We start from the raw sequence: 25,762 nt of genomic DNA, 5'->3' as shown, positions 1-25,762 counted from the left end.
AAATGCCAAATGGCCAAAATTAAAAAAGTCATGACCGCATGATCATTAAATCTTGATTTGCGAGCTAAAAATATCATACTTGGCTTATTTTATCGAAATTTGAGGCAGATGCTAGAGCTGTTTCAGGAGAATTGAAACAGATGCACAAAGTTATGGTCAAAAATGACTTATTATGGTGCTTTTTTATTCTGGTAAATGCACAAAAATACTCAATTGGATTTAAATAAGTTTATTTTTCATAAATAGAAATCAACAGAATACTTGAGTGAAAAGTATTCAATATCATCTGCTTATCTGATTTTTTAAAATAATATTGGGAATTTTTTTTAGAAAAATATCGCGTGCAATATCTCCCTGTTGTTCAATGTTATAGTCTAAAAAGGATTTGTTGGGATTAAATTGATATTTGTAAGGATTATATTTTCCCATACTAAAAAAATAAGCGGCTTGTAAAAAAGCGCCCTTAAACAACACATTAATATTCTGCTGATATTGATAAATATGCGCCATTTCATGAATGAAAAGCGCCTGATAAGAACGGCTTTCTTTAGAATAATCGTCCCGATAATTCAGGTTGCGGACGTGAATATAACCACTTGGTGCCATAATCACATGCTTGGATTGCCAAGGCAGGAAAGGGTGATTCATGACACGGACTGCTGAATAGTCAATCCGGTCAGCAAAGACTTGCTGGCAAAGCTTGATTTCCCCTGAAGTTAAGTTCCGGCTTTTAAACTGATCAAAACGAATCATTCTCAGGATGAAGGGAAGCAGGTAAAACAGCATTAAAACTCAATCCTTAACGATATAAGAGTAATTTCTAGAAATTTGTAGAAATTGAAAATTCTTCAGGTTTACTATTTTAAGTTTTTCACATCTTGGTTGTGTTGGTTTTTGTCAGTCATAAAAAAACCACCCAGAAGGGTGGTTTTTACGTCTTTCAACGCTAACCGAATTAACGGTTGATGTCGCGTTGAACTTCACCAGTGTAAAGCTGACGAGGACGACCGATCTTGTAAGGACCGCTGTGCATTTCTAACCAGTGGCTGATCCAACCAACTGTACGTGCAAGCGCGAAGATCACAGTAAACATTTCTGTTGGGATACCAATCGCTTTAAGGATGATACCTGAGTAGAAGTCTACGTTAGGGTAAAGGTTACGTTTGATGAAGTATTCGTCAGAAAGCGCGATACGTTCAAGTTCCATAGCAAGAGCAAGCTGTGGATCGTTGATGCCAAGAGCACCAAGAACTTCGTCACAAGTTTCTTTCATTACTTTCGCACGTGGATCGAAGTTTTTGTACACACGGTGACCGAAGCCCATGAGTTTAACTTCTTTAGTTTTCACTTTTTCCATGAAGCCAGCAACGTTTTCTACAGTGCCGATTTCATCAAGCATCTTAAGAACAGCTTCGTTCGCACCACCGTGAGCAGGACCCCAAAGTGCAGAGATACCAGCAGCGATACATGCATATGGGTTAGCGCCAGTAGAACCAGCTAAACGTACTGTAGACGTAGAAGCATTTTGTTCGTGGTCAGCGTGAAGCGTGAAGATACGGTCCATTGCTTTCGCAAGGATTGGATCTACTTTGTAGTCACGGTCTGCAGGAGTTGCAAACATCATGTACAGGAAGTTTTCAGCGTAAGTCAAATCGTTACGTGGGTAAACGAATGGTTGACCAACAGTGTATTTGTAGCTCCAAGCTGCCAAAGTAGGAATCTTAGCGATTAAACGAATCGCAGTGATTTCACGATGGTTAACATCTTCGATGTCCAGATTGTTGTGATAGAACGCAGACAACGCACCAACAACACCAACCATGATTGCCATAGGGTGAGCATCACGACGGAAACCGTTATAGAAGCGGCTTACTTGATCGTGAACCATAGTGTGGTTACGAACTTTAGCGTCGAATTCTTCTTTTTGCTCAGCTGTTGGAAGCTCGCCATTAAGAAGTAAGTAGCAAGTTTCTAGGTAATCAGCTTTAGTTGCTAACTGGTCAATTGGGTAGCCACGGTGTAAAAGAACACCTTTATTACCATCGATGAAAGTGATTTTAGACTCGCATGCAGCTGTTGCCATAAAACCAGGATCAAAAGTAAAGTGACCTGCAGCCAACACATCTTTAACGTCGATTACATCTGGGCCCAATGTGCCGCTGTAAATTGGTAATTCAATTTCTTTGCCATCAAGCTGTAAAACGGCTTTCTTGCCAGTTGCTTCAGACATTCAATAGATCTCCTGTCCTGGTGAATGTATATCCGAGTTGCCTATCAATCTTTTAATGCACAAAACGGACGGATCAAAAATTTGCTATAAGATTAGTGGCTACTGAAATTTTGTCAATTATACTTATGGATGAAAAATGACATTCTCACAGTGGTTTAGTCATTTATCTTGGTATAAAAAGTTTAATAAAATCACAGTACCAAACCTCTATAATAAGTCAAATTGAACAGAAGGTGCAGAAAAAAATATAGTCTTTGCCGTATTTGTAAGCGTTTTTTCCTAGCAAAAAATAAAGGAGAAATTGAGAAAATATTCTAAGACTGCAACTTAAAATTATATAAATCTCGTAACTTACATCGATTTCCTTAAGTTTTTACTTCAAACTTGAATTATAAATAAAAGCAATAAATTTTCTTTTTGGCTCTGTTTAATCGGCTAAAAAATAGCTCGTAAATTTGCTTCACTTTGTTTAATACAACTTAAACAAAAATAAATAAGTGTTTTTTTGAATATAAAATGTCTAAAAACATCAAAAAAACTATGATCTACAAAGAGATAAGTAGGTTTTAGTATAAAAATTCTAAATTGAGATACCTTTATATAAATAGTCATTATTTATTTGTGAAATATATCCTTATGATTTTACTTGGGATTAATAAGGACTTAGGATCGAAATTATATTTTTGCTGTTCATCTTTAGTCTAAATCTACTTAGTCGAAGCTTGGCTAGATAACAGACTAAATTAATCAAGTTAATTATTAAAAAACAAATATCTAGAATGAGAATATGAAGATAAAGTAAGTGGGGGAGAACTTAAAGTTATTGTTAATGATTCTTATTTAAAGGTTTTTTGTTCAAAAAGCCAAATACAGTTGTTTGTATTTTAATAGTTCACGTTTTATAATTCAGTGTCGTTTTATGTTTAGGCATGTATTTGCCTGATAATGCCAGCTTTCCTTCGAATTAATTCCAACAAACTCCGGATGGAGTTTTTAACTACAGGATGCCCGCTGTGAAAAGCAACAGACCTGTCAATTTGTCCATGGGTCAAGTTTTAGAAGTAAACTTAAAATCACCCGTGGCTATTGCATCAATTCTACACCGTCTTTCAGGTGTCATCGTATTTTTACTCGTACCGGTCCTTTTGTGGCTGTTGGATAAATCATTGTCTTCAGCAGAAGGTTTTGCTGAAGTGCAGGAAATCTTTAACGGTTTCTTTGTCCGCTTTATCGTATGGGTATTTGTAGCCGGCTTAATTTATCATTTGTTCACTGGTATTAAGCACTTACTTGCAGATATCGGCGTTGCAGAAGAACTGCAAAGCGGTCGTACTGCAGCTACTATTTCATTAATCTTGTCTGCAATCGGTATTGTTGCAGCATTTGTATGGATCGTACTCTAATGAAAAGTGCTACTGGTTTAACAGGTTCAGGTTCTCGTGATTGGTTTGTCCAACGCATCAGTGCTGTAGTTCTAGCTGTTTATACCGTTGTGGTGTTTGGTTGGATCCTACTGAATGGTGGCTTCAACTACGAGCAATGGTACGGCTTTATGATGACAGTTCCAATGAAGATCATGTCTTTGTTGGCAGTCTTATCTCTTGTTGCGCATGCATGGATCGGTATGTGGCAGGTATTCACTGACTATGTGACTACTCGTCAAATGGGTCCATCAGCATCAGGTTTACGCCTTGTACTGACTTCAGCAGTGATTATTGCTGTATTTGCATATGCGATCTGGGCAATCCAGATTTTTTGGGCGAATTGATAGGAAACAATCATGGGCGCTATAACCCCTAAAGAAGATTACACAAATATTCCACACGAAACTTTCGATGCAGTTATCGTTGGTGGTGGTGGTTCTGGTATGCGCGCTTCTTACCAACTTGCTCAAGCAGGTTTGAAAGTTGCGGTACTGACTAAAGTATTCCCAACACGTTCTCACACTGTAGCAGCGCAGGGTGGTATCGGTGCATCTCTTGGTAACATGCAAGAAGATAACTGGCATTACCACTTCTACGACACAGTTAAAGGTTCTGACTGGTTAGGTGACCAAGACGCGATCGAGTTCATGACTCGCGAAGCACCGCAAGTGGTATACGAATTAGAACATTTAGGTATGCCATTTGACCGTAACGCAGACGGTACGATTTACCAACGTCCATTTGGTGGTCACTCTGCAAACTACGGTGAAAAAGCAGTTCCACGTGCATGTGCTGCAGCCGACCGTACAGGTCACGCTCTTCTTCATACGCTTTATCAAAGCAATGTGAAAATGGGTACTCAGTTCTTCGTTGAATGGATCGCGCTTGACCTGATCCGTAACGAAGCTGGTGATGTACTGGGTGTGACAGCAATCGATCAGGAAACTGGTAAAATTGCCGTATTCCAGGCGAAAGCTACATTGTTCGCTACAGGTGGTGCTGGTCGTGTTTACCGTGCATCTACTAACGCATATATCAACACTGGTGACGGTCTTGGTATGGCAGCTCGTGCAGGTATTCCATTACAAGATATGGAATTCTGGCAATTCCACCCTACAGGTGTTGCGGGCGCAGGCGTACTGTTGACTGAAGGTTGTCGTGGTGAAGGTGCAATCCTTCGTAATAAAGACGGCGAACCGTTCATGGAACGTTATGCACCGACTCTGAAAGACTTGGCTCCTCGTGACTTCGTATCACGTTCTATGGACCAGGAAATCAAAGAAGGTCGTGGTTGTGGTCCTAAAGGTGATTATATCCTTCTTGATATGACTCACTTGGGTGCTGACACCATCATGAAACGTCTGCCATCTGTATTCGAGATTGGTAAGAAATTCGCGAACGTTGACATTACTAAAGAGCCAATTCCTGTAGTACCTACAATCCATTACCAAATGGGTGGTATTCCTACAAATATTCATGGTCAGGTAGTTGTTCCTGAGTCTCCAGAATCTGAAGCTCTAGTAACGAACTACGACAAGAATACTGATACCTATTCTACTAACCAAGAAGGTCGCAACTTCACGAAACCAGTGAAAGGCTTCTATGCGATCGGTGAATGTTCATGTGTATCTGTACACGGTGCAAACCGTTTAGGTACAAACTCACTGCTTGATTTGGTTGTATTTGGTAAGGCTGCTGGCCAGCACATCATCGACTACGTGACTAAACACCACGGTGATGAGTATGAACCGCTTCCTACAACTGTGCTTGAAAACACAATTAAGCGTGTTCGTAAGCTGGATGAATCAACAACTGGTGAGAATGCTCAAGAAGTTGCTGATGCAATCCGTGACATCGTTCAAGACCACGCGGGTGTATTCCGTACAACTGCGCTGCTTGAAGAAGGTGTAAAACAAATTCTTGCAATTGAGCCGCGTGTTCGCAACATTCACTTGAAAGACAAATCTAAAGTATTCAATACTGCACGTATTGAAGCTCTAGAAGTTGAAAACCTGTATGAAGTTGCTAAAGCGACCTTGATTTCAGCTGCTGCACGTAAAGAATGTCGTGGTGCTCACACTGTGGTAGATTTCGAATTACCACCAGATCACCCAGAGTATCCATATGGCCGTCGTGACGACGAGTGGATGAAACACACCTTGTGGTTCTCTGCTGATAACCGTCTTGAGTACAAGCCAGTGCGTTACAAACCACTTTCGGTTGATGCAATTCCACCGAAACCACGTACATTCTAATCAGGAGATTAAAGATGAGTAGAGGTACTCGTACATTTCATATCTACCGCTACGATCCTGATAAGGATAAAGCACCGTATATGCAAACTTTTAAGCTTGAACTGACTGATAAGCACCGTATGTTGCTTGATGCGCTTCTTGCATTAAAAGTACAGGACGAATCTTTGACATTCCGTCGTTCATGCCGTGAAGGGATCTGTGGTTCTGATGGTGTGAACATTAATGGTAAAAACGGTTTGGCGTGTCTTTGGAACCTGAACGATTTACCAAATGAAATCACGATTCGTCCACTACCTGGTCTTCCAGTAATCAAAGACCTTGTAGTTGACATGAACCAGTTCTACGACCAGTACAACAAGATTCATCCGTTCTTGATCAACAACCAGCCTGCACCTCCTAAAGAGCGTCTGCAGTCTCCTGAAGAACGTGAACACTTGAATGGTCTGTATGAATGTATTCTTTGTGCATGTTGTTCAACTTCATGCCCATCATTCTGGTGGAACCCAGACAAGTTCTTGGGTCCTTCAGCATTATTGAATGCATACCGTTTCATCATCGATTCGCGTGATACAGGTACTCAAGAGCGTCTGGCTCGTCTTGACGATCCGTTCTCTCTGTTCCGTTGTAAAGGTATCATGAACTGTGTATCTGTATGTCCTAAAGGCTTGAACCCTACTAAAGCAATCGGTCACATCCGTAACATGCTTCTAGATATGGCTGGCTAATTTAGACTGCAATAAACAGTTTTTCAAAAAGCACACCACTTGGTGTGCTTTTTGCTTTATAGGGCTCCATAAACGAACAGTGGTCGTGGAAACTGCTGTTATTGGTGCTGTATCTCATATGATCAAATCGGGTAATGAATCATTGCAGAACATTTTGGTCGGATTTATGCACTATTATGATGTTGTTTGAGGTATTTATGATTTTTAGATGTAATTCTGGACTGAAAAAGGTTTTCAATAATGTTATTATATAACGCAAAGTTGCAAAGGGAGTGGATTGGAAGATTTACTCTCTTTTTGTTTATCAAAAAGATGTAGGACTTTGGTCTACGCTGAATGTGTTTTTCATTTAAAGCTCCCTATGTTAGAGTAATTTCTGATAGAAGTATTTGACTAAAAAACATGCGTTCCTCGTCAAAAAAATCAATTGATTAGTCGAGATCGTGATAGCATTTAGCACAAGACTATATTTAAAAAATGTGTGGGCCGATGTACATTTTTTAAACACGGAAGAGGTTGAGAATAGTATATAAATGTAAGTCAAAGTCGCTTTAGAAAAAATATAGTTTAAATCTTTGTTTTTTCTAAGTCGATTTGCAAAAAATTGCTCGGTCACGATCGGGTATTCAATGAGTGATGATGCCGCTGAGGGGCGTTATTGTTCATTAAACATATCAAGAATTTTCTTGGTGTGGTGATAACGCCTCATGGCTTATGCCTTATGGGGGACTAATGTTGAATTATCAATTTGACATTACTAATCCTGGGTTTTGCTTAAAAAGCATCCTGAAAATGTTTTTGCAATAGGAAATGGGTCCACAAATGCAAGAAGTTGCTGACGCTCTGCGTCTTGACACTGAACTTTCCGCTGATAGTGCAGCGTATATTGAAGAACTTTATGAGCAGTACCTCACTGCTCCAGACTCAGTGGGTGCTGACTGGAGAGCGTACTTCGATAAATTCCCAAAAGGTGATCAACCACACAGCAATGTACGTGAGCAATTCCTACTTTTAGGTCGCAATTCAAGCCGTATTCAGCCTGTTATCCAATCGACAGTTAGTTCAGAGCATGAACGTCGTCAAATTGGCGTTTTACAGCTGATTGCTGCGTACCGTAACCGTGGCCACCAAAAAGCAAAATTGGATCCATTAGGTCTGGCTAAACGCGAAGTTGTGCCAGATCTTGATCTTTCTGCGCACGGTTTAACTCAGTCTGATCTGGACACCATATTCAATACCGGTAACCTTGCGATTGGTAAGGAAGCAGCGACTTTGGGCGAAATGGTCCAAGCGATGGAAGCGACTTACTGTAGCTCTATCGGTGCTGAATACATGCACATCGTGGATACCAAAGAAAAACGCTGGATCCAGCAACGTCTTGAAAGTGCACGTGGTCAATATGGACTAAGTGCTGATCAGAAAAAACATGTTCTTGAACGTTTAACTGCGGCTGAAGGTCTAGAAAAATACCTCGGTAATAAATTCGTGGGTGCAAAACGTTTTGGTGTTGAAGGCGGTGAATCTTTCATTCCTATGGTGAATGAATTGATCCAGCGTGCCGGTTCTGTAGGCTGTAAAGAAGTCGTGATCGGTATGCCACACCGTGGTCGTCTGAACCTTCTGGTTAACATCATGGGTAAAAACCCGGCTGACCTGTTCGGTGAGTTCGAAGGCAAATCACTACACAAGAAAGGTTCTGGTGACGTTAAGTATCACCAAGGTTTCTCTTCTAACGTGATGACTCCAGGTGGTGAAGTTCACTTGGCATTGGCGTTTAACCCATCTCACCTTGAAATCGTTGGACCTGTAGTTGAAGGTTCTGTACGTGCACGTCAAGTCCGTCGTAAAGACATTGGCGGTGATGACGTATTGCCAGTCATTGTTCACGGTGATGCTGCATTTGCAGGTCAGGGCGTAAACCAAGAAACCTTCCAGATGTCACAGACTCGTGGTTACACAGTAGGTGGTACAGTTCATATCGTAGTGAACAACCAGGTTGGTTTCACCACATCTGATCCACGTGATGCGCGTTCTACAGAATACTGTACTGATATCGCGAAAATGATTCAGGCGCCGATCTTCCATGTAAATGGTGATGATCCTGAAGCTGTGTTGTTTGTTGCTCAGCTTGCCCACGATTTCCGTCATACTTTCCGTAAAGACGTTGTGATCGACATGTTCTGTTACCGTCGTCGTGGTCATAACGAAGCGGACGAACCAGCTGCAACTCAGCCAATGATGTACCAAGTGATCAACAAGAAAGCGACCACTCGTACGCTTTATGCTGACAAACTGGTTCAAGAAGGTGTGCTTGATCGCGCAACTGCAGATCAAATGGTTGAACAATACCGCTCTGATCTTGAAGCAGGTAAACATGTTGCCAATGCTCTGGTTCTAGAGCCGAACAAGAAAATGTTCGTAGACTGGACACCCTACCTGGGTCATGAATATACAGACGAGTGGGATACTACGTGTGATCTAGAACGTCTTAAAGAACTTGGTCGCAAAATGCGTGAGCTTCCAGAAGGTTTCGTGATGCAGCGTCAGGTTTCTAAAGTGATTGACGACCGTCTGAAAATGCAAACTGGTGAAATGCCACTGAACTGGGGTGCTGCTGAAACTTTAGCTTATGCATCACTGCTAGATGATGGTTATCTGGTCCGTTTAACTGGTGAAGACGTGGGTCGTGGTACATTCTCACACCGTCATGCAAAACTGCATAACCAGGTAGATGGCTCAACTTATATTCCACTTTGCCATATTAAAGAGAACCAACCGCGTGTTGCGATCTATGACTCTTTATTGTCTGAAATGGCAGTACTGGCATTTGAATACGGTTACGCGACTACTCTTCCTAAGAGCCTGATCATCTGGGAAGCTCAGTTCGGTGACTTTGCAAACTGTGCACAGGTGGTGATCGACCAGTTCATCTCATCTGGTGAAACCAAATGGGAACGTGTATGTGGTCTGACTATGCTTCTGCCACACGGCTTCGAAGGCCAAGGTCCTGAGCATTCATCTGCACGTCTGGAACGTTTCTTGCAGCTATGTGCTGAAGACAATATGCAAGTGATGACTCCAACTACACCTGCACAGATCTTCCACGCGTTACGTCGTCAGGCAATCCGCCCGATCCGTAAACCAATGATCATCATGTCACCTAAATCATTGCTTCGTCACAAATTGGCGGTGTCTAACCTGGAAGAACTGGCTAACGGTACATTCCAGACTGTGATCGACGAAGTAGACAACATCAGCAAAGCAGACGTAACCCGTCTGGTATTGTGTGGTGGTAAGGTTTACTACGATCTGGTTGAAAAACGTCGTGAAAAAGAAATGAACAACACTGCAATTGTACGTATTGAACAATTGTATCCGTACCCAGAAGCACGTCTTGCAGAAGTTCTTGCTCAGTATCCAAACGTGAAAGAACTGGTTTGGGCACAAGAAGAACCGAAAAACCAAGGTGCTTGGTTGTTCATCGCGCCTCGTTTATATGACGATGTGATGAAAGCGGGCAAACAAATCCGTATTAGTTACGCAGGCCGTGAAGCTTCAGCTGCACCGGCGTGTGGTTCACCATACTTGCATGCAAAACAACAAGCTCAGCTCGTTAACGACGCTCTAGCGATCGATGCTGAATAATCCAGGAGATTCTAAATAATGGCAACCGAAATTAAAGCACCGGTATTTCCAGAGTCAGTTGCGGACGGTACGATCGCAACTTGGCACAAACAACCAGGTGAAGCAGTATCACGTGATGAAGTGATCTGTGATATTGAAACTGATAAAGTTGTTTTAGAAGTTGTTGCTCCTGCAGACGGTACAATTGCATCAATCGTTAAAAATGAAGGCGATACAGTGCTTTCTGCTGAAGTGATTGCACAATTTGAAGAGGGTGCCGTATCTGGCGCAACTCAAACTCAAGCAGTTCAATCTGAAACTGAAGCATCAGTAGAGCAAGCTGCTGCAAAAACTGAAGCGGGTAATGCACCGATCGTTGAGCGTCAACAGGTTCAAGACCAAGCTCCAGCAGTACGTAAAGCATTGACTGAATCTGGTATCAATGCTGCTGACGTATCTGGTACAGGTCGTGGCGGTCGCATTACTAAAGAAGATGTTGCGAACCATCAGTCTAAACCTGCAGCGCCTGCTGCTGCACCGTTAAGCGTTGCGGTTGGCGAACGTATTGAAAAACGCGTTCCAATGACTCGTCTGCGTAAACGTGTTGCTGAACGTCTGCTTGCTGCAACTCAAGAAACAGCAATGTTGACTACGTTCAACGAAGTAAACATGAAACCAATCATGGAAATGCGTAACCAGTACAAAGAAGCGTTTGAAAAACGTCATGGTGCACGTCTAGGCTTCATGTCATTCTTCGTTAAAGCTGCGACTGAAGCACTGAAACGCTATCCAGCAGTGAATGCGTCTATCGATGGCGATGACATCGTTTACCATGGTTACTATGACATCGGTGTAGCAGTTTCTTCTGACCGTGGTTTGGTGGTTCCTGTACTTCGTGATACAGACCGCATGAACTATGCTGAAGTTGAAAACGGTATCCGTGCATACGCTGGTAAAGCGCGTGAAGGTAAACTTGCAATCGAAGACATGACTGGTGGTACTTTCACAATTACCAACGGTGGTACTTTCGGTTCATTGCTTTCAACTCCAATCTTGAACACTCCACAAACTGCGATTCTGGGTATGCATAAAATCCAGGAACGTCCTATGGCAGTGAATGGTCAGGTTGAAATCTTGCCAATGATGTACCTAGCGCTTTCTTATGACCACCGTCTAATCGATGGTAAAGAAGCTGTAGGTTTCCTTGTAACAATCAAAGAATTGTTAGAAGAACCAGCTCGTCTGATCCTTGATCTTTAATTCTAAAGAATAAATCCATGGGCTTAGGGTGATCCTCTAGGCCCATTTTTGGAGAGAATAATGTCTCAACAATTCGATTTAGTTGTAATCGGTGGTGGCCCAGGTGGCTACGAAGCTGCAATTCGTGCTGCACAGCTTGGTTTTAAAGTTGCGTGTATCGAAAAACGTATTCATAAAGGTAAACCTTCTTTAGGCGGTACTTGCTTAAACGTAGGTTGTATTCCTTCTAAAGCACTTCTAGATTCTTCTCACCGTTATGAAGATACTGTTAAGCATTTAGATGACCACGGTATTACAACGGGTGAAGTTGCTTTCGATTTGTCTAAAATGCTGGCGCGTAAAGACAAAGTCGTTGAGCAATTGACTGGTGGTGTTGCGCAGTTACTTAAAGGTAATGGCATTGAATGGTTACAAGGTACTGGTAAATTACTTGCTGGTAAAAAAGTTGAGTTTGTACCGCATGAAGGTGAAACTCAGGTTTTAGAGCCTAAATATGTCATCCTTGCATCTGGTTCTGTACCAGTCAATATTCCAGTTGCTCCTGTAGATCAAGACCTGATCGTGGACTCAACTGGTGCGCTTGAATTCCCAGAAGTGCCTAAACGTCTTGGTGTGATTGGTGCTGGTGTAATCGGTCTTGAACTTGGTTCAGTATGGCGTCGTCTGGGTGCGGAAGTTGTTGTATTTGAAGCAATGGACGCATTCTTGCCAATGGCTGACAAAGCATTGGCAAAAGACTACCAAAAACTGCTGACCAAGCAAGGTCTTGATATCCGCATTGGTGCAAAAGTTTCTGGTACTGAAGTTAACGGTCGTGAAGTGACTGTTAAATACAGCCAGGGCGGCGAAGACAAAGAACAGACTTTCGATAAGCTGATCGTTTGTGTAGGCCGTCGTGCTTATGCTGAAGGCCTATTGGCTGAAGACTCAGGTATCAAACTGACTGAGCGCGGTCTGGTTGAGGTAAACGACTGGTGTGCAACTTCTGTTGAAGGCGTATACGCAATCGGTGACTTGGTACGTGGTCCAATGCTTGCACATAAAGCAATGGAAGAAGGCGTAATGGCTGTTGAACGTATCCACGGTCATGCTGCTCAAGTGAACTACGATACTATCATTTCTGTCATCTACACTCACCCGGAAGCGGCTTGGGTAGGTTTAACAGAAGAGCAAGCCAAAGAAAAAGGTCATGAAGTGAAAACTGGTCAATTCGGTTTTGCTGTAAATGGTCGTGCTTTGGCTGCTGGTGAAGGTGCCGGTTTCGTGAAGTTTGTTGCTGATGCAAAAACTGACCGTCTACTTGGTATGCACGTGATTGGACCTGCTGCGTCTGACATCGTTCACCAAGGTATGATTGCACTTGAGTTTGTATCTTCAGTTGAAGATCTACAGTTGATGACGTTTGGTCACCCAACATTCTCTGAAGTCGTACATGAAGCTGCTCTTGCAGTCGATGGTCGTGCGATTCACGCAATCCAACGCAAGCGTAAGTAATTCTTCAAAGAGCGGCTCCGGCCGCTCTTTTTACATTTGGTGGTTGTTTTTGAATGAATAATCATCTAAAAATAAAGATAAGTAAAATTTAAGATCCAAAAATACCAATATTGATTGATGTGAACCAAGAAATATTGGGAATACGTGTAATAACAAAGTCAAATAAGTAGTAAAAGGTTAATCAATGAATTTACATGAGTATCAAGCAAAAGCGTTATTAAAAAAATATGGGATGCCTGTACAAGAAGGTATTCTTGCTACCAATGCTGAGGAAACAGTACATGCTTTTGAGCAGCTTGGTGGGAAGTTTGCGGTATTAAAAGCGCAGGTTCACGCAGGTGGTCGTGGCAAAGCGGGTGGGGTAAAAGTGGTAAAGTCGGCTGAAGAAGCAGCTGAATATGCCAATCAGATTATTGGTTCACGTTTAGTGACCTATCAAACCGATGCAAATGGTCAACCAGTCAATAGTATTTTGGTGTCTGAAGATGTTTATCCGGTCGAGCGTGAACTCTATTTAGGTGCAGTGGTAGACCGTTCTAGCCGTCGTATTACTTTTATGGCATCCACTGAAGGTGGTGTTGAAATTGAAAAAGTTGCAGAAGAAAATCCTGAAAAAATCATTAAAGTCGAAGTTGATCCTTTAGTAGGATTATTGCCATTTCAGGCGCGTGAAGTGGCATTTGCACTTAAGTTAAAAGATAGCCAGATCAATCAATTTGTTAAAGTCATGACAGCTGCTTATCGAGCCTTTGTCGAAAATGATTTTGCACTGTTTGAAATTAATCCGCTCTCTGTTCGTGAAAATGGCGACATTCTTTGTGTCGATGCCAAAGTCGGTATTGATTCGAATGCACTGTACCGTCTGCCTGAAGTTGCTGCTTTACGTGATAAATCACAAGAAAATGAGCGTGAACTGAAAGCATCTGAATTTGATCTGAACTACGTAGCGTTAGAAGGCAATATCGGTTGTATGGTTAATGGTGCCGGTCTTGCGATGGCAACTATGGACATTATCAAACTGTATGGTGGCCAGCCAGCCAACTTCCTGGATGTGGGCGGTGGTGCAACCAAAGAGCGTGTAATTGAAGCGTTTAAAATTATCTTGGCAGATTCTTCTGTACAAGGTGTCTTGATTAATATTTTTGGTGGAATTGTACGTTGTGACATGATTGCTGAGGCAATTATTGCAGCGGTTCAGGAAGTAAATGTCACTGTGCCTGTAGTTGTTCGCCTTGAAGGGAACAATGCAGAGCTTGGTGCCAAGTTATTGGATGAATCGGGTTTGAAATTGATTTCTGCAAATGGCTTGGCCGATGCTGCAGAAAAAATTGTTGCTGCAGTAAAAGCTTAAGGAGTATCACAATGAGCGTATTAATTAATAAAGACACCAAAGTTTTAGTCCAAGGCTTTACAGGCAAGAACGGTACATTTCACTCTGAACAGGCTATTGCCTATGGCACTAAAGTGGTTGGTGGGGTAACACCGGGCAAAGGTGGTCAATCACATCTGGATCTGCCAGTATTTAATACCATGCGTGAAGCGGTGCAAGAAACCCAAGCTGATGCTTCTGTGATTTATGTGCCAGCACCTTTTGTACTTGATTCTATTGTAGAAGCCGTTGACTCAGGTATTGAGCTGATCGTTGTGATTACTGAAGGTGTACCAACACTGGATATGCTGAAAGCCAAACGTTATCTGGAAACCAATGGTAATGGCACACGTCTGATTGGTCCAAACTGTCCGGGTATCATTACGCCAGGCGAGTGTAAGATCGGGATTATGCCAGGTCATATCCACCAGCCAGGTAAAATCGGCATTATCTCACGTTCAGGTACTTTGACTTATGAAGCGGTTGCACAAACCACTAAACTAGGTCTTGGACAGTCTACCTGTATCGGGATTGGCGGTGATCCGATTCCAGGCATGAACCAGATTGATTGCTTGAAACTGTTCCAGGAAGATCCACAAACTGAAGCCATTATCATGATTGGTGAAATTGGCGGTACTGCGGAAGAAGAAGCAGCTGAGTATATTCAGTCACATGTGACCAAGCCAGTGGTAGGTTATATCGCTGGTGTAACAGCGCCGAAAGGTAAGCGTATGGGTCACGCAGGTGCCATTATTTCTGGCGGTAAAGGAACTGCTGAAGAGAAGTTTGCAGCCTTTGAACGCGCGGGAATGGCGTATACACGTAGTCCTGCAGAGTTGGGTTCAACCATGCTCCAGGTATTGAAAGAAAAAGGTTTGGCTTAATTTCTTAAGCTGATAAAGAAGCCCTCATTATTGAGGGCTTCTTCATAATTGCTGTAAAAGTAAATTAAAGTCTAACTAAATGATAATTCGAAAATTGAGTATTTAGTTATCTACACCAGCTTTAGCTTTCAGGCTTTGAGTCATGCCATTGATGTCACCGCCCTGAATGCCTAATTCATTCATCAGACTATCAATCAAAGGTGCCTGGCTACGATAACGCAAAGCACTATTTACCACCTGATCGGAGAGAGCAACATTTCCGCCTTCATGATGGGCATCTGCCTGGCAAGAACCTGCATGTGCCCCATGTAAACCATTGACTTGTAGAATCTTGATGTCATCAATGTTTTCCATCGGCTTAACACTTTCACGAATGATTTCAGGCAGGTATTTCAGCATGGCTAGGCGGATTTGCATTTCCACCTGTTCAGATGACAGTACATTATTTGCTTCATTCACTGCACGGGTACCTTCAGCATCGACTTGATACTGTTTCTCCATCGCTTGAGCAAGTAATACTTTGGCATCCGCTTCACCTTTAGCTTTCAGGCGAACTTTTTCAGCTTCGGCTTCAGCGGCAATACGAACCGCTTCTGCATCATCAGCTGCTGCCTGTTTGCCAGCTTCAGCTGCAACGGTAATGGCAATTGCATCTTTCTCAGCCTGTTCTTTGGCTGCAACCAGTTCAACTGCTTTTTGACGTTCAGCTTGCTGGATCTGACGGACAGTAACGACTTCTTCTTCCGCTTTAACCGCTTGAGCACGTGCCTGATCAGCTAAAGCTTTGGCTTCAGATTCAGCACGTGATTTTTCTGCAATCGCAATTGCACGATCCTGTTCAGCCAGTTCAATAGTTTTCTTCTGTTCAACTTGGGCTTTTTGAATAAGCTGGGCTTTCTGAATGTTTTCATTTTCAACATCACGAGCCGCCAAAATGCGTTTCAGTTCTACTTCACGTTCAGCAGCAATACGAGCTTCTTCCGCTTCACGTTTTTTTGCAGCTTCCTGAGCTGCAATTTCAGCTAACTGTTCAGCGCGGCGAATCGAAATTTCACGTTCCTGTTGCAGCTTGGCATATTCTTCTTCACGGATAATTTGTAGACGTGCTTGCTCGGCTTCCAGATTTTTGGCTTTAATGGCCAGATCTGTATCCTGTTCAATATGATTACGCTTACGGCGACGATCTTCAATCGTTTCAGTGAGTTTGGTCAAACCTTCAGCATCGAAAGCATTTTGTGGATTGAAATATTTAAAGCCAGTTTGATCTAAGCCAGTTAAAGAAACAGTTTCCAGTTCCAGACCATTTTTGTGCAGATCTTCAGATACCACTTGCTGTACTTTTTGTACGAAGTCGACCCGTTTTTCATGTAATTCTTCCATGGCCATTTCAGCGGCAACGGCGCGTAAAGAGTCGACAAATTTCCCTTCAACCAGATTCTTTAATTCATTTGGCGACATGGTCTTTTGACCAAGAGTTTGTGCTGCCGTAGCAATCGAATCAGCCGTTGGTTTCACACGTACATAGAATTCAGCCATGACATCGACACGCATGCGATCACGGGTAATCAGCGCCTGATCATCGGCGCGACGGACTTCCAGCCGTAGGGTATTCATATTGACGGGAATGATTTCATGTAGCACCGGTAGCACCAAAGCTCCGCCACCTAGAATCACTTTTTCACCACCCCAACCGGTACGCACAAAAGAAATTTCTTTACTGGAGCGACGGTATAAACGTGCAATGATTAATCCGAAGGTGACTAGGCCAACGAATATAATCCCTGCAATAATCAAAACATTATATAAATCAAAATTTAGCATTGTTATAAAGTCTCTTTGGGCAAGCTTGATTTTTATAGGAAATTGGTTTAATTAAAGTTCAATAACCTGAAAGCCATTTTTAGTTTTTTGAGTCAGAACCACTGTCTGACCTTGATTAAATATTTCATTGCGTTCAGGTTCGACCAGCACATAATGGGTCTTACCATGCTGATCCTGAACTTTGGCCTGAGCAGGGGAGTTAGCTTTGGCATCTCCCAGAATAATCGTGGCGGTTCGTCCGATCAGTTCATCGCTATAGATCGCGATGGTTTCATCCTGAGGCAGAATTTTGGCAGCAAGCACGGACAGCCCACGTACAATCGGCATGCATAAAAATAAACAGGCAGGGGAAATAATCCATGCATTTAAAAGCTGACTGGTAAATCGTTCGAACAGGCCTTGGATCAATAAACCGCTCAGACCATAACTGGTCAGGAAAATAATGAGCCAGATAAAGAGAGGCAGGCGACCCAGATAAAGCCAGTCGAATACTTTATTGAACAGGCCGGTCTGCTGATCAATACCTACTTCCGGATGAAGCGGTTCTTCAGGCAGAAATTGTTCGAACATATTCTGGGAACCACCTCCCAGCATCAGCAAGACACATTCCAAGGCAGCAAACATCAGCATCAGGCTTAAACTGATACTAAATACAATGTTGGAAGGATGAATGAACAGTTCCCACATGAGTTTCTGTCTCTAATTATGGTTTTATAGAAATTTTATGACCCTGTTAAAGATAACAGTTATTAATAAAATTGTAAGCAAAAAACAACAAAAATCCCAATCGGGATAGCTTGATAAAATCCAAAATTTAACAATATGTGATGAGCTTTTCTTAGCTGCAAATAAATGTCGACTATTTTATAGGTGGGCGAATCTGAGGTTTTATCTCAAGAATAGAAAAGCAATTGTGTACATTTGCTTTTCTGTCCCTAGGTAGATGTATAAAAGAATTAAAGGATGGCGGTCTGGATACGGACTTTCATTTCTAGGGCTTGTTGCAGGATATAGTTCTTCATCCATTGCACCTGTTCGCCCATTGGATTGGTTTTTACTGCAGTCTCCAGAAATTTAAGTTCAGGCTGATTAAATAGTTGTTCGTCGAGAGCCTGTTCCAATGCCTGAGTATTTGCAGACAAAGGAAGGGCCACCAAGAAAAAGGCTTTAGGATAGTTATAGAAAGCATAAAGCAGATTGAAAGCTTTTTGATCACTTCTCAGATTGCCGGCACCTATTTCGTAACCTGCCTGCTGGTTGCTATAAGTCATACCGAGCAGGTATTCCCATTGACCGTTCAGCTTACGCAGGCCAAACTGCATGCCAATCTGATCCGCGGTCAATTCATGCTGGATATAAATGTTTAAAGGACTGCCATCTTCAGTATAGGGTTCCTGAAGAACCAAAATATGTTGCTGGTGCTGGTAAATAAAACCGGCAAGTTTTGCCTGTTCCAGACGGGATTTTAAAGTATCTAAATCAAATTCGTTATAAGGCATACATAGTTTATAAATTGGAAGAACTAATCCTACTCTAATTTTTTTTCACCACGATGTGAACTGTCCGTTTAGATGATTAATATATCATTTCATTGCTAAAAGTAATCTTCCAGAGTGCTTTGACTAAACAATCAATTGTCTTTATTTAGCTAAGCTATCAGATTCATAAAAACTGATAGTTGATATTAGTGAATTTTTATATGACGTTTTAATATATGAATATCACAAAACAAGCAATCGTTATGAAAAGTTAATCACTATAATGAATATAAATTTTATAAAGTGTAATAAGTACACGTGTAATACGCAGGTTGTCCATGTCATTAAATGAGGAAAGACTTACTCATCTTAAACAGCTTGAAGCTGAGAGTATTCACATCATTCGCGAAGTTGCTGCCGAGTTTGAAAATCCGGTTATGCTTTATTCAATCGGTAAAGATTCAGCAGTTATGCTGCATTTAGCACTGAAAGCGTTTTATCCTGCAAAACTTCCATTCCCGCTACTTCATGTAGATACCGGCTGGAAATTCAAAGACATGATCAAGTTCCGTGATAACATGGCCAAAGAACATGGCTTTGATCTGATCGTGCATCAGAACAAAGAAGGTCGTGATGCGGGCGTAAACCCATTCGACTATGGTAGCTCTAAATATACTGACATTATGAAAACCCAAGGTCTGAAACAGGCACTGGATAAATATCAGTTTGATGCTGCTTTCGGTGGTGCACGTCGTGACGAAGAAAAATCACGTGCCAAAGAACGTGTTTATTCATTCCGTGACTCTAAACACCGTTGGGATCCGAAAAACCAGCGTCCAGAACTTTGGAATCTTTATAACGGTAAAGTGAACAAAGGCGAAAGTATTCGTGTATTTCCATTGTCTAACTGGACGGAGCTAGACATCTGGCAATATATCTACCTTGAAAATATCAAACTTGTTCCATTGTACTTAGCTGCTGAACGTCCAGTCGTTGAGCGTAATGGTACACTGATCATGGTTGATGATGAGCGCATGCGCCTGAATCCAGGCGAAGTGCCACAAATGAAATCGGTTCGTTTCCGTACTTTAGGTTGTTACCCATTAACAGGTGCGGTTGAATCAACTGCAACAACTTTACCGGAAATTATCCAGGAAATGCTTTTAGCGACCACATCTGAACGTCAAGGCCGTATGATCGACCATGACGAAGCAGGTTCGATGGAAAAGAAAAAGCAGGAAGGTTACTTCTAAGAGAAATCTCCCCCGGCCCCTCTTTTTCAAAGAGGGGAGAAAAAAGTCTCCCTTAACAAAGGGAGATTTAGAGGGATTAAAAGAAACCGATTTCAATGTATTTGTGGAGCTATGAGCGATGTCTCACCAATCAGAACTTATTAGCCAAGATATTTTGGCTTATTTGAAACAGCACGAAAATAAAGACTTATTGCGTTTCCTGACTTGCGGTAACGTGGATGATGGTAAATCAACCCTGATCGGCCGTCTGCTTTATGATTCAAAACTGATTTATGAAGATCAGCTGCAAGCGGTTACCCGTGACTCTAAAAAAGTAGGTACCACAGGCGATGCACCTGACTTGGCGCTGCTTGTCGATGGTCTGCAAGCTGAACGTGAGCAAGGTATTACCATTGACGTAGCTTACCGTTATTTCTCTACTGAAAAACGTAAGTTCATCATTGCCGACACCCCAGGGCACGAACAGTACACTCGTAACATGGCAACTGGTGCGTCTACTGCGGATCTTGCAATTATCCTGATCGATGCGCGTTACGGTGTTCAGACTCAAACACGTCGTCACTCATTTATTGCGAGCCTATTAGGTATTCGTAATATCGTGGTTGCAGTGAACAAAATGGACCTGGTTGAATTCTCTGAAGCACGCTTCAATGAAATTCAGGCTGAATACAACGAGTTCGTGAACCAGTTGGGCGATCGTAAACCTGAAAATATTGTGTTCACGCCAATTTCTGCGTTGAACGGTGATAACGTTGTAAACAAATCACCAAATACGCCGTGGTACCAAGGTCAGACCTTAATGGAAACTTTGGAAACCGTTGAAATTACACGTAATACCAGCAAAGATGAATTCCGTTTCCCAGTTCAGTATGTCAACCGTCCTAACCTCGACTTCCGTGGTTTCTGCGGTACCATAGCACTGGGTGAAGTGAAAGTTGGTGATGAAATTGTTGCGCTGCCATCTGGCAAGAAATCAACAGTAAAAGAAATTGTCACTTTTGATGGCAATCTGGATCATGCTGTAGCTGGTCAAGCTGTTACGTTAACACTGAACGATGAGATCGATATTTCACGTGGTAACGTGTTGGTAAAAGCTGGCGAACAACCACTGATTTCACGTTCTGCACGTGCGTCTGTAGTGTGGATGAACGATCAACCGCTCGTGGTTGGCAAACTTTATAATGTGAAGTTTGGTACTCAAACTATTCCAGCGAAAGTTGCGAAAATTAACTACCGTACCAATGTCAATACATTGGAAAAACTACAAGTAGAGCAGCTGGATCTGAATGCAATTGCTGATGTGACCATCGAATTTGATGCGCCAGTGGTATTTGACCGTTATCAAGATAGCCGTTACACAGGTTCATTCATCTTCATCGACCGTCTAAGCAACGTGACTGTTGGTGCGGGTATGGTTGAAGCTGCAGTGGAATGGACTGCACACAACGAGCCTGTGACTGCCGAAGCACGTGCTGCACGTTTAGGTCAAAAACCTGCTGCGGTCACTGTAACTGCGAAAGCACTGGAAAATGCTCAAGCACTTGAAAGCCTGTTGATTCAGCAAGGTGTAGTTGCAATTGCGAAAGCGGGTCTGACTGATGTACAGGTTGCACTTGTACGTGAAACAGGTGTGGTGGTGATTACTGACCTTGCAGAAGGTACAGATGTGACTTACACAGCCGATGCAGTTGAAGAACTGGCTGAGAAAATTGTGGAATTGGTTCGTCTATAAGACTGGACTGATTTTAAGAAAAACCCGCTGTAAGGCGGGTTTTTTATTGCCTGAATTTTGAATGTTTGAAAATCATTCGGTTATTCAAAATGTGATCTTTCAATTTATATGTAGCTTTATACAATGCTCCGTAGATGGGGGGAATGTATGAAAAAATTATTATTACTAGTTGGACTATGTGCAGCTTTTGGAGCTGAAGCCAAGCAGAGCAGCCAAAGTACGGAAGCAATTAAACAGAAGATTATTCAACAGTCGATTGAAAGCTATCCGGGAAATTGTCCTTGTCCATACAATACAGCGCGTAATGGTAGTCGTTGCGGCAAGCGTAGTGCTTATAACCGTGCTGGTGGTTATGCACCGTTTTGCTATCCGGAAGATGTCAGTGATCGGATGGTGCGAGAATATAAAAGTTAAAATTTAAGTTGAGGGACTAAGATTATAAATCATCTATTTTTATACATTTAGATAAGACAGTAACTATAAAAAAAGTTCCTAGTTAATTGTTGTAATCTCAACTGAGAAAATGGCTTTATAATGAAGGATTTTTTCACAAGTATTTCGTGCCTATTTTTTCTTCTTAAATTTAACTTTTATTGCTTCACTTGAAATAAATTCAATATTATCTATGATAAGATATATCTTAATTAAATTTAAGATATATCTTTTGTATGTCTAGAACTTCTGATTCTGCATTAAAAGAAGAGCGAAAAAACTCTCCAAAACCTCGTAGACGGCTCTTTGAAGCAGGTGAAATGAAACTGCTCGTGCTGCATTTTATTGCTCAAGCGCCCAAGTTTAGCTATGACATTATTAAAGATGTAGCTGCGCTGGTTGGAGGTAACTATAAGCCGAGTACAGGTACGATCTGCCCAACAATTAACTATCTTGAAGAACAGCAATATACCCAAGTGATCATGAGTGTGGATGAACGTAAGCAATATCACATTACTGATAAAGGTCGTGAGCATCTGAAAGATAATCAGGAAACTCTACAAAGAGTTCTTAGCCGTTTTGAAACCCGTCGCCGCATTCAAGAAGATGAGCGCTATATCGATATCCATAATTCAATGGAAAGCCTGAAAGCTTCACTACGATTCAAACTGCAAAATGAACTTCGTCCAGAGCAGATCAGTGATATTGCTGCCCAGATTGAACAGGCTGCAATTAATATCCGTCAACTGTAGGAGCAGGACATGAAACAACATCTCTATGAAGTGACTGTTCAACATCTGGCTGATGCCCAAGGTAATCCATCAACCTATACTGAGGAGCTACAGTTTCAGGTGGGTAATCACGATGACATCTTTAAAATACTGGAAAAACTTCAAGCCAGTCAGTTGCTAGATGAGGAAAGTACCAAAGCATTTGTTATCGGCTTAAAACTGTTTAGTGAAGTCATGCTGGAAAATAAAGAGTTGCCACTCTTCAAGGAATTCATGCCGCAATTTGCCCAGTTTATGAAATCCTTAAAACAGACAGTGAAAGCCCAAAGTGAAGAACAGTAAGTATTCTAAAGGTCATTTATGAAAAAGAATCTCCCAAAATTTCACCCAAAACATCTGAACTGGTTAATGCCCTTAATCCTTTCCGGCATTATGAGCGGTGCGATTTCCTGCTTTAATATGCTGCTGAATAAAGGTTGGAGCGATGCGTTTATCTCGCTATGGTTACATGCTTGGGGGCTGTCATGGCTGGTGGCATTTCCACTGATTCTGCTTGTATTGCCGCTGGTACGCAAATTCCTGATGCAGTTTGTGCAGATGTCAGATCAATCTGCTAAATAAGAAATTGCTTATTCGAATCAGTCGGAATCGGATGACTTATTCAGAACTTGAGACAAAATAGATTTCATTTCAGACAAGCTTTTCACACCCGCAATACGATGAATGATCTGCCCATTTTTAAAGATCAGGGTAGAGGGCAAGCCATAGACGTTATAGCGTAAGGTCAGAATCGGTGATTGATCGACATTGATTTTACCGAACTTAATTTCTGGGTTGTGCCCAGCATATTGTGCTGCCAGTTCCTCAAAAACCGGAAAATTCTGTACACAGGGCTTGCACCAGTCAGCATAGAACCGGATCACAGCAAGGCCTTCAAACCATTCGAAGTCACTGTAATTATCTTCATTGTAGGGGATGACTGCTGACATGAATTTGCTCTCATCATTTCAAAATTAAGATTTAAACCAGCTCATAGTGAGTTCAGCCTGACCGGTATTCTCATCGATTCCTTGATTGATAATCTTAAAACCTTGCTTCTGATAAAAGCTGACTGCTGATGTATTTGCAGCATAGACATTTAAATGCAGCTGATTACATTGCTGTTTTAAGAAATTAACTAAACGGCGGCCATAGCCAGCACCTTGCTGCTCAGGATCAATGAAAAGTGCAGCTAATACATTTTCCGATTTTAATAACGAAACAAAGCCAAGCACTGTATGATTTTCTTTAAGGACATAGTTTTCTGCTAAGGGTAAATATACATCTCGCATTGGAAGCAGCTGATTTTCCCAATAACTAGCAGGAATAAAATCATGCGCCTTTAAAGAAGCCTGGAACCAGATTTCAAGAATAGCGTCGATATCCTCTACTTTCGCTTTTGTAATTATTGTCATCAGTGGTCTTATATCAATTTACTAAATAGGCAGCTGATTATACATAAGTCCATGCTGCTTCAATCCATAGCATTTCTATGTTCAAATAAGTTCGAAAAATATGAAACGTGAATATTAGGGAAAGAATCCATGACGCAACAAAGCATGCAACAAGTCATCATTACAGAACCGGGTGGTGTAGAGAAACTCGCTTATGAAACGGTTGCCATCCCTGAGCCTAAAGCAGACGAAGTGCTGGTTAAGGTACATGCTTTCGGGATTAACCGTCCGGATATCTTGCAGCGTCAGGGCTTGTATCCAATGCCTAAGGGCGTGACTCCTGTACCGGGTCTGGAAGTTGCCGGTGAAGTGGTTGCAGTCGGGAGTGAAGTAAGCCAGTTTAAAGTAGGTGACAAAGTCTGTGGTCTGACCAATGGCGGTGGTTATGCAGAATATTGCGTCGTGCCTGAAAGCCAGACTTTAAACATTCCTGAAGGTGTGAGTTTTGTACAGGCTGCAGCGATTCCTGAAACTTTTTTCACTGTCTGGGCAAATGTGTTCCAGATAGGTAAGGCTAAGGCAGGAGAGACTGTACTGATTCATGGCGGTACCAGTGGGATTGGGACCACGGCCTTAATGCTATGTAAATCTCTAGGCATCAAAACCTTTGCGACAGCAGGTAGTGATGAAAAAATCCAGGCGATTTCACATCTGACCACAGGAATCAATTACAAGACCCAGGACTTTGAACAGGTTATCAATGAAGCTACAGATAATGCCGGTGTAGATGTGATTCTGGATATGGTGGGTGCGCCGTACCTGGAGAAAAACCTGAATCTGCTGCGTCGCGATGGCCGCCTGGTCTATATCGCTTTCCTGGGCGGTGCTAAGGCTAAGGAGGTAAAACTGGGTCAAATCATGATGAAGCGTTTGACCATTACCGGTTCCACCATGCGTGCACGCAATACGGCTGAGAAAGCTGAAATTGCCCAGGGCCTGAAAGAGCATGTGGCACCATTCTGGGCAACAGGTGAATGTTTACCGATGATCTATAAAACCTTCAAGTTTGACCAGATTCAGGATGCGCATGCAGCGATGGATACAGGTGAACATATCGGTAAGATTGTGGTGGAAATCATCTAATTATTCTTGTGATAGAAATACTAAAAGCCAACTTTTGTTGGCTTTTATTTTGCATAAAAAACGATAAATAATTTAAATTAATTGCTTGAAATAGGAGTATAAATTTTAAAAAACGGTAAAAAGTGTCGATTGTTCGACACAACCTGTCAAAACTGAGGAGTAAATTAGCGCTTAAATATAATCTGACTAAATTGTTTGGTATTTGATGAAATGTCACGTATTAAAAGGAAGTATATTATGAAGATAGTGTCGGCCCCTTATACGCATGAACATGGCTTTCGTGCATTGAAGCGTTTGCATAAAGCGATTATCCGTAATCAGTTACTTCGTTCCGATTTACACAAGCTGTATCAAGCCATGTTGCATCTGGAACGCTATATGGAACGGCTGAGCCACTCAGCACCAAAACCTCACTACAAACGTCGTAAAAAATCTTAAAAAACATCTTGCCTATTAGCCTTAAGTTGAAGTGAA

General features: G+C 41.9%; 24 protein-coding genes. 17 read left to right on the top strand and 7 right to left on the bottom strand.

Annotated elements, in window-relative coordinates; genetic code table 11:
- Positions 1-282 precede the first annotated feature (282 nt).
- Both FTV25_RS04580 and gltA read right to left on the bottom strand, forming a co-directional pair.
- A complete protein-coding gene (locus FTV25_RS04580) occupies positions 283-786 on the bottom strand; it encodes a hypothetical protein (RefSeq protein ID WP_180002275.1) in 504 nt (167 codons plus the stop codon).
- 169 nt (positions 787-955) lie between these two features.
- Positions 956-2,230: a citrate synthase gene (gene gltA / locus FTV25_RS04575; RefSeq protein WP_004782984.1), complete on the bottom strand. Its 1,275-nt coding sequence runs from the start codon at positions 2,228-2,230 to the stop codon at positions 956-958.
- A 1,004-nt stretch (positions 2,231-3,234) separates the two neighbouring features.
- On the opposite strand from gltA, the gene sdhC reads away from it, so the two are divergent.
- From sdhC to sucD, 9 genes are all read left to right on the top strand, one after another.
- A complete protein-coding gene (sdhC, locus tag FTV25_RS04570) occupies positions 3,235-3,633 on the top strand; it encodes a succinate dehydrogenase, cytochrome b556 subunit (protein WP_034705238.1) in 399 nt (132 codons plus the stop codon).
- Positions 3,633-3,998, top strand: a complete 366-nt coding sequence (sdhD, locus tag FTV25_RS04565) for a succinate dehydrogenase, hydrophobic membrane anchor protein (protein ID WP_004782980.1) — start codon at positions 3,633-3,635, stop codon at positions 3,996-3,998. The genes sdhC and sdhD overlap by 1 nt, the downstream gene beginning before the upstream one ends.
- A 12-nt stretch (positions 3,999-4,010) precedes the next feature.
- The gene (locus FTV25_RS04560; protein WP_004782979.1) at positions 4,011-5,909 is read left to right on the top strand and encodes an FAD-binding protein; all 1,899 of its coding nucleotides are present in this window, start codon (positions 4,011-4,013) and stop codon (positions 5,907-5,909) included.
- A 14-nt stretch (positions 5,910-5,923) separates the two neighbouring features.
- Positions 5,924-6,634 (top strand): succinate dehydrogenase iron-sulfur subunit, encoded by a 711-nt coding sequence (locus FTV25_RS04555; RefSeq protein ID WP_004782977.1) that lies wholly within the window; start codon positions 5,924-5,926, stop codon positions 6,632-6,634.
- Between the two features lie 822 nt (positions 6,635-7,456).
- Positions 7,457-10,279 carry a 2-oxoglutarate dehydrogenase E1 component gene (locus FTV25_RS04550; protein WP_180002276.1) on the top strand — a complete coding sequence of 941 codons (2,823 nt, stop codon included), beginning with the start codon at positions 7,457-7,459 and terminating at the stop codon, positions 10,277-10,279.
- An 18-nt stretch (positions 10,280-10,297) separates the two neighbouring features.
- Positions 10,298-11,518 carry a 2-oxoglutarate dehydrogenase complex dihydrolipoyllysine-residue succinyltransferase gene (gene odhB, locus FTV25_RS04545; protein WP_005234619.1) on the top strand — a complete coding sequence of 407 codons (1,221 nt, stop codon included), beginning with the start codon at positions 10,298-10,300 and terminating at the stop codon, positions 11,516-11,518.
- Between the two features lie 60 nt (positions 11,519-11,578).
- A complete protein-coding gene (gene lpdA / locus FTV25_RS04540; protein ID WP_004782973.1) occupies positions 11,579-13,012 on the top strand; it encodes a dihydrolipoyl dehydrogenase in 1,434 nt (477 codons plus the stop codon).
- 184 nt (positions 13,013-13,196) lie between these two features.
- Positions 13,197-14,363 carry an ADP-forming succinate--CoA ligase subunit beta gene (gene sucC / locus FTV25_RS04535; RefSeq protein ID WP_180002277.1) on the top strand — a complete coding sequence of 389 codons (1,167 nt, stop codon included), beginning with the start codon at positions 13,197-13,199 and terminating at the stop codon, positions 14,361-14,363.
- An 11-nt stretch (positions 14,364-14,374) separates the two neighbouring features.
- The gene (gene sucD, locus FTV25_RS04530; protein ID WP_005234623.1) at positions 14,375-15,265 is read left to right on the top strand and encodes a succinate--CoA ligase subunit alpha; all 891 of its coding nucleotides are present in this window, start codon (positions 14,375-14,377) and stop codon (positions 15,263-15,265) included.
- Between the two features lie 102 nt (positions 15,266-15,367).
- On the opposite strand, the gene FTV25_RS04525 is transcribed toward sucD, so the two are convergent.
- The 3 genes from FTV25_RS04525 to FTV25_RS04515 all read right to left on the bottom strand — a co-directional run bounded on the left by FTV25_RS04525 (position 15,368) and on the right by FTV25_RS04515 (position 18,585).
- Positions 15,368-17,086 (bottom strand): flotillin family protein, encoded by a 1,719-nt coding sequence (locus FTV25_RS04525; RefSeq protein WP_180002278.1) that lies wholly within the window; start codon positions 17,084-17,086, stop codon positions 15,368-15,370.
- A 51-nt stretch (positions 17,087-17,137) separates the two neighbouring features.
- The gene (locus FTV25_RS04520; protein ID WP_180002279.1) at positions 17,138-17,773 is read right to left on the bottom strand and encodes a YqiJ family protein; all 636 of its coding nucleotides are present in this window, start codon (positions 17,771-17,773) and stop codon (positions 17,138-17,140) included.
- Between the two features lie 269 nt (positions 17,774-18,042).
- The gene (locus FTV25_RS04515; protein ID WP_034704963.1) at positions 18,043-18,585 is read right to left on the bottom strand and encodes a hypothetical protein; all 543 of its coding nucleotides are present in this window, start codon (positions 18,583-18,585) and stop codon (positions 18,043-18,045) included.
- A gap of 317 nt (positions 18,586-18,902) precedes the next feature.
- Here FTV25_RS04515 and cysD point away from each other — a divergent pair, with 317 nt between their 5' ends.
- The 6 genes from cysD to FTV25_RS04485 all read left to right on the top strand — a co-directional run bounded on the left by cysD (position 18,903) and on the right by FTV25_RS04485 (position 23,333).
- On the top strand, positions 18,903-19,817 hold the full coding sequence (gene cysD, locus FTV25_RS04510) for a sulfate adenylyltransferase subunit CysD (protein WP_034170514.1): 915 nt from the start codon (positions 18,903-18,905) through the stop codon (positions 19,815-19,817).
- A 118-nt stretch (positions 19,818-19,935) separates the two neighbouring features.
- Positions 19,936-21,549, top strand: a complete 1,614-nt coding sequence (gene cysN, locus FTV25_RS04505) for a sulfate adenylyltransferase subunit CysN (protein WP_159122809.1) — start codon at positions 19,936-19,938, stop codon at positions 21,547-21,549.
- A 147-nt stretch (positions 21,550-21,696) separates the two neighbouring features.
- Positions 21,697-21,963 carry a hypothetical protein gene (locus FTV25_RS04500; RefSeq protein WP_180002280.1) on the top strand — a complete coding sequence of 89 codons (267 nt, stop codon included), beginning with the start codon at positions 21,697-21,699 and terminating at the stop codon, positions 21,961-21,963.
- A 254-nt stretch (positions 21,964-22,217) separates the two neighbouring features.
- The gene (locus tag FTV25_RS04495; protein ID WP_179992107.1) at positions 22,218-22,733 is read left to right on the top strand and encodes a PadR family transcriptional regulator; all 516 of its coding nucleotides are present in this window, start codon (positions 22,218-22,220) and stop codon (positions 22,731-22,733) included.
- Between the two features lie 9 nt (positions 22,734-22,742).
- On the top strand, positions 22,743-23,054 hold the full coding sequence (locus FTV25_RS04490) for a DUF3861 domain-containing protein (RefSeq protein WP_180002281.1): 312 nt from the start codon (positions 22,743-22,745) through the stop codon (positions 23,052-23,054).
- 18 nt (positions 23,055-23,072) lie between these two features.
- Positions 23,073-23,333, top strand: coding sequence for a DUF2798 domain-containing protein (locus FTV25_RS04485; protein WP_034704953.1), 261 nt, complete (start codon positions 23,073-23,075; stop codon positions 23,331-23,333).
- A gap of 17 nt (positions 23,334-23,350) precedes the next feature.
- On the opposite strand, the gene FTV25_RS04480 is transcribed toward FTV25_RS04485, so the two are convergent.
- Positions 23,351-23,701, bottom strand: coding sequence for a co-chaperone YbbN (locus FTV25_RS04480; RefSeq protein WP_180002282.1), 351 nt, complete (start codon positions 23,699-23,701; stop codon positions 23,351-23,353).
- Between the two features lie 24 nt (positions 23,702-23,725).
- Positions 23,726-24,166 (bottom strand): N-acetyltransferase, encoded by a 441-nt coding sequence (locus FTV25_RS04475; protein ID WP_180002283.1) that lies wholly within the window; start codon positions 24,164-24,166, stop codon positions 23,726-23,728.
- A gap of 129 nt (positions 24,167-24,295) precedes the next feature.
- On the opposite strand from FTV25_RS04475, the gene FTV25_RS04470 reads away from it, so the two are divergent.
- Positions 24,296-25,288, top strand: coding sequence for an NAD(P)H-quinone oxidoreductase (locus FTV25_RS04470; RefSeq protein ID WP_180002284.1), 993 nt, complete (start codon positions 24,296-24,298; stop codon positions 25,286-25,288).
- Positions 25,289-25,525: 237 nt separating this feature from the next.
- On the top strand, positions 25,526-25,726 hold the full coding sequence (locus FTV25_RS04465; RefSeq protein ID WP_159123322.1) for a hypothetical protein: 201 nt from the start codon (positions 25,526-25,528) through the stop codon (positions 25,724-25,726).
- Positions 25,727-25,762 lie beyond the last annotated feature (36 nt).

This window comes from Acinetobacter sp. YH12249, from assembly GCF_013417475.1.
Classification (GTDB): Bacteria; Pseudomonadota; Gammaproteobacteria; order Pseudomonadales; family Moraxellaceae; genus Acinetobacter.
Note: the sequence above shows the minus strand (reverse complement) of the source record. Positions and strands in the feature narration are given on the sequence as shown.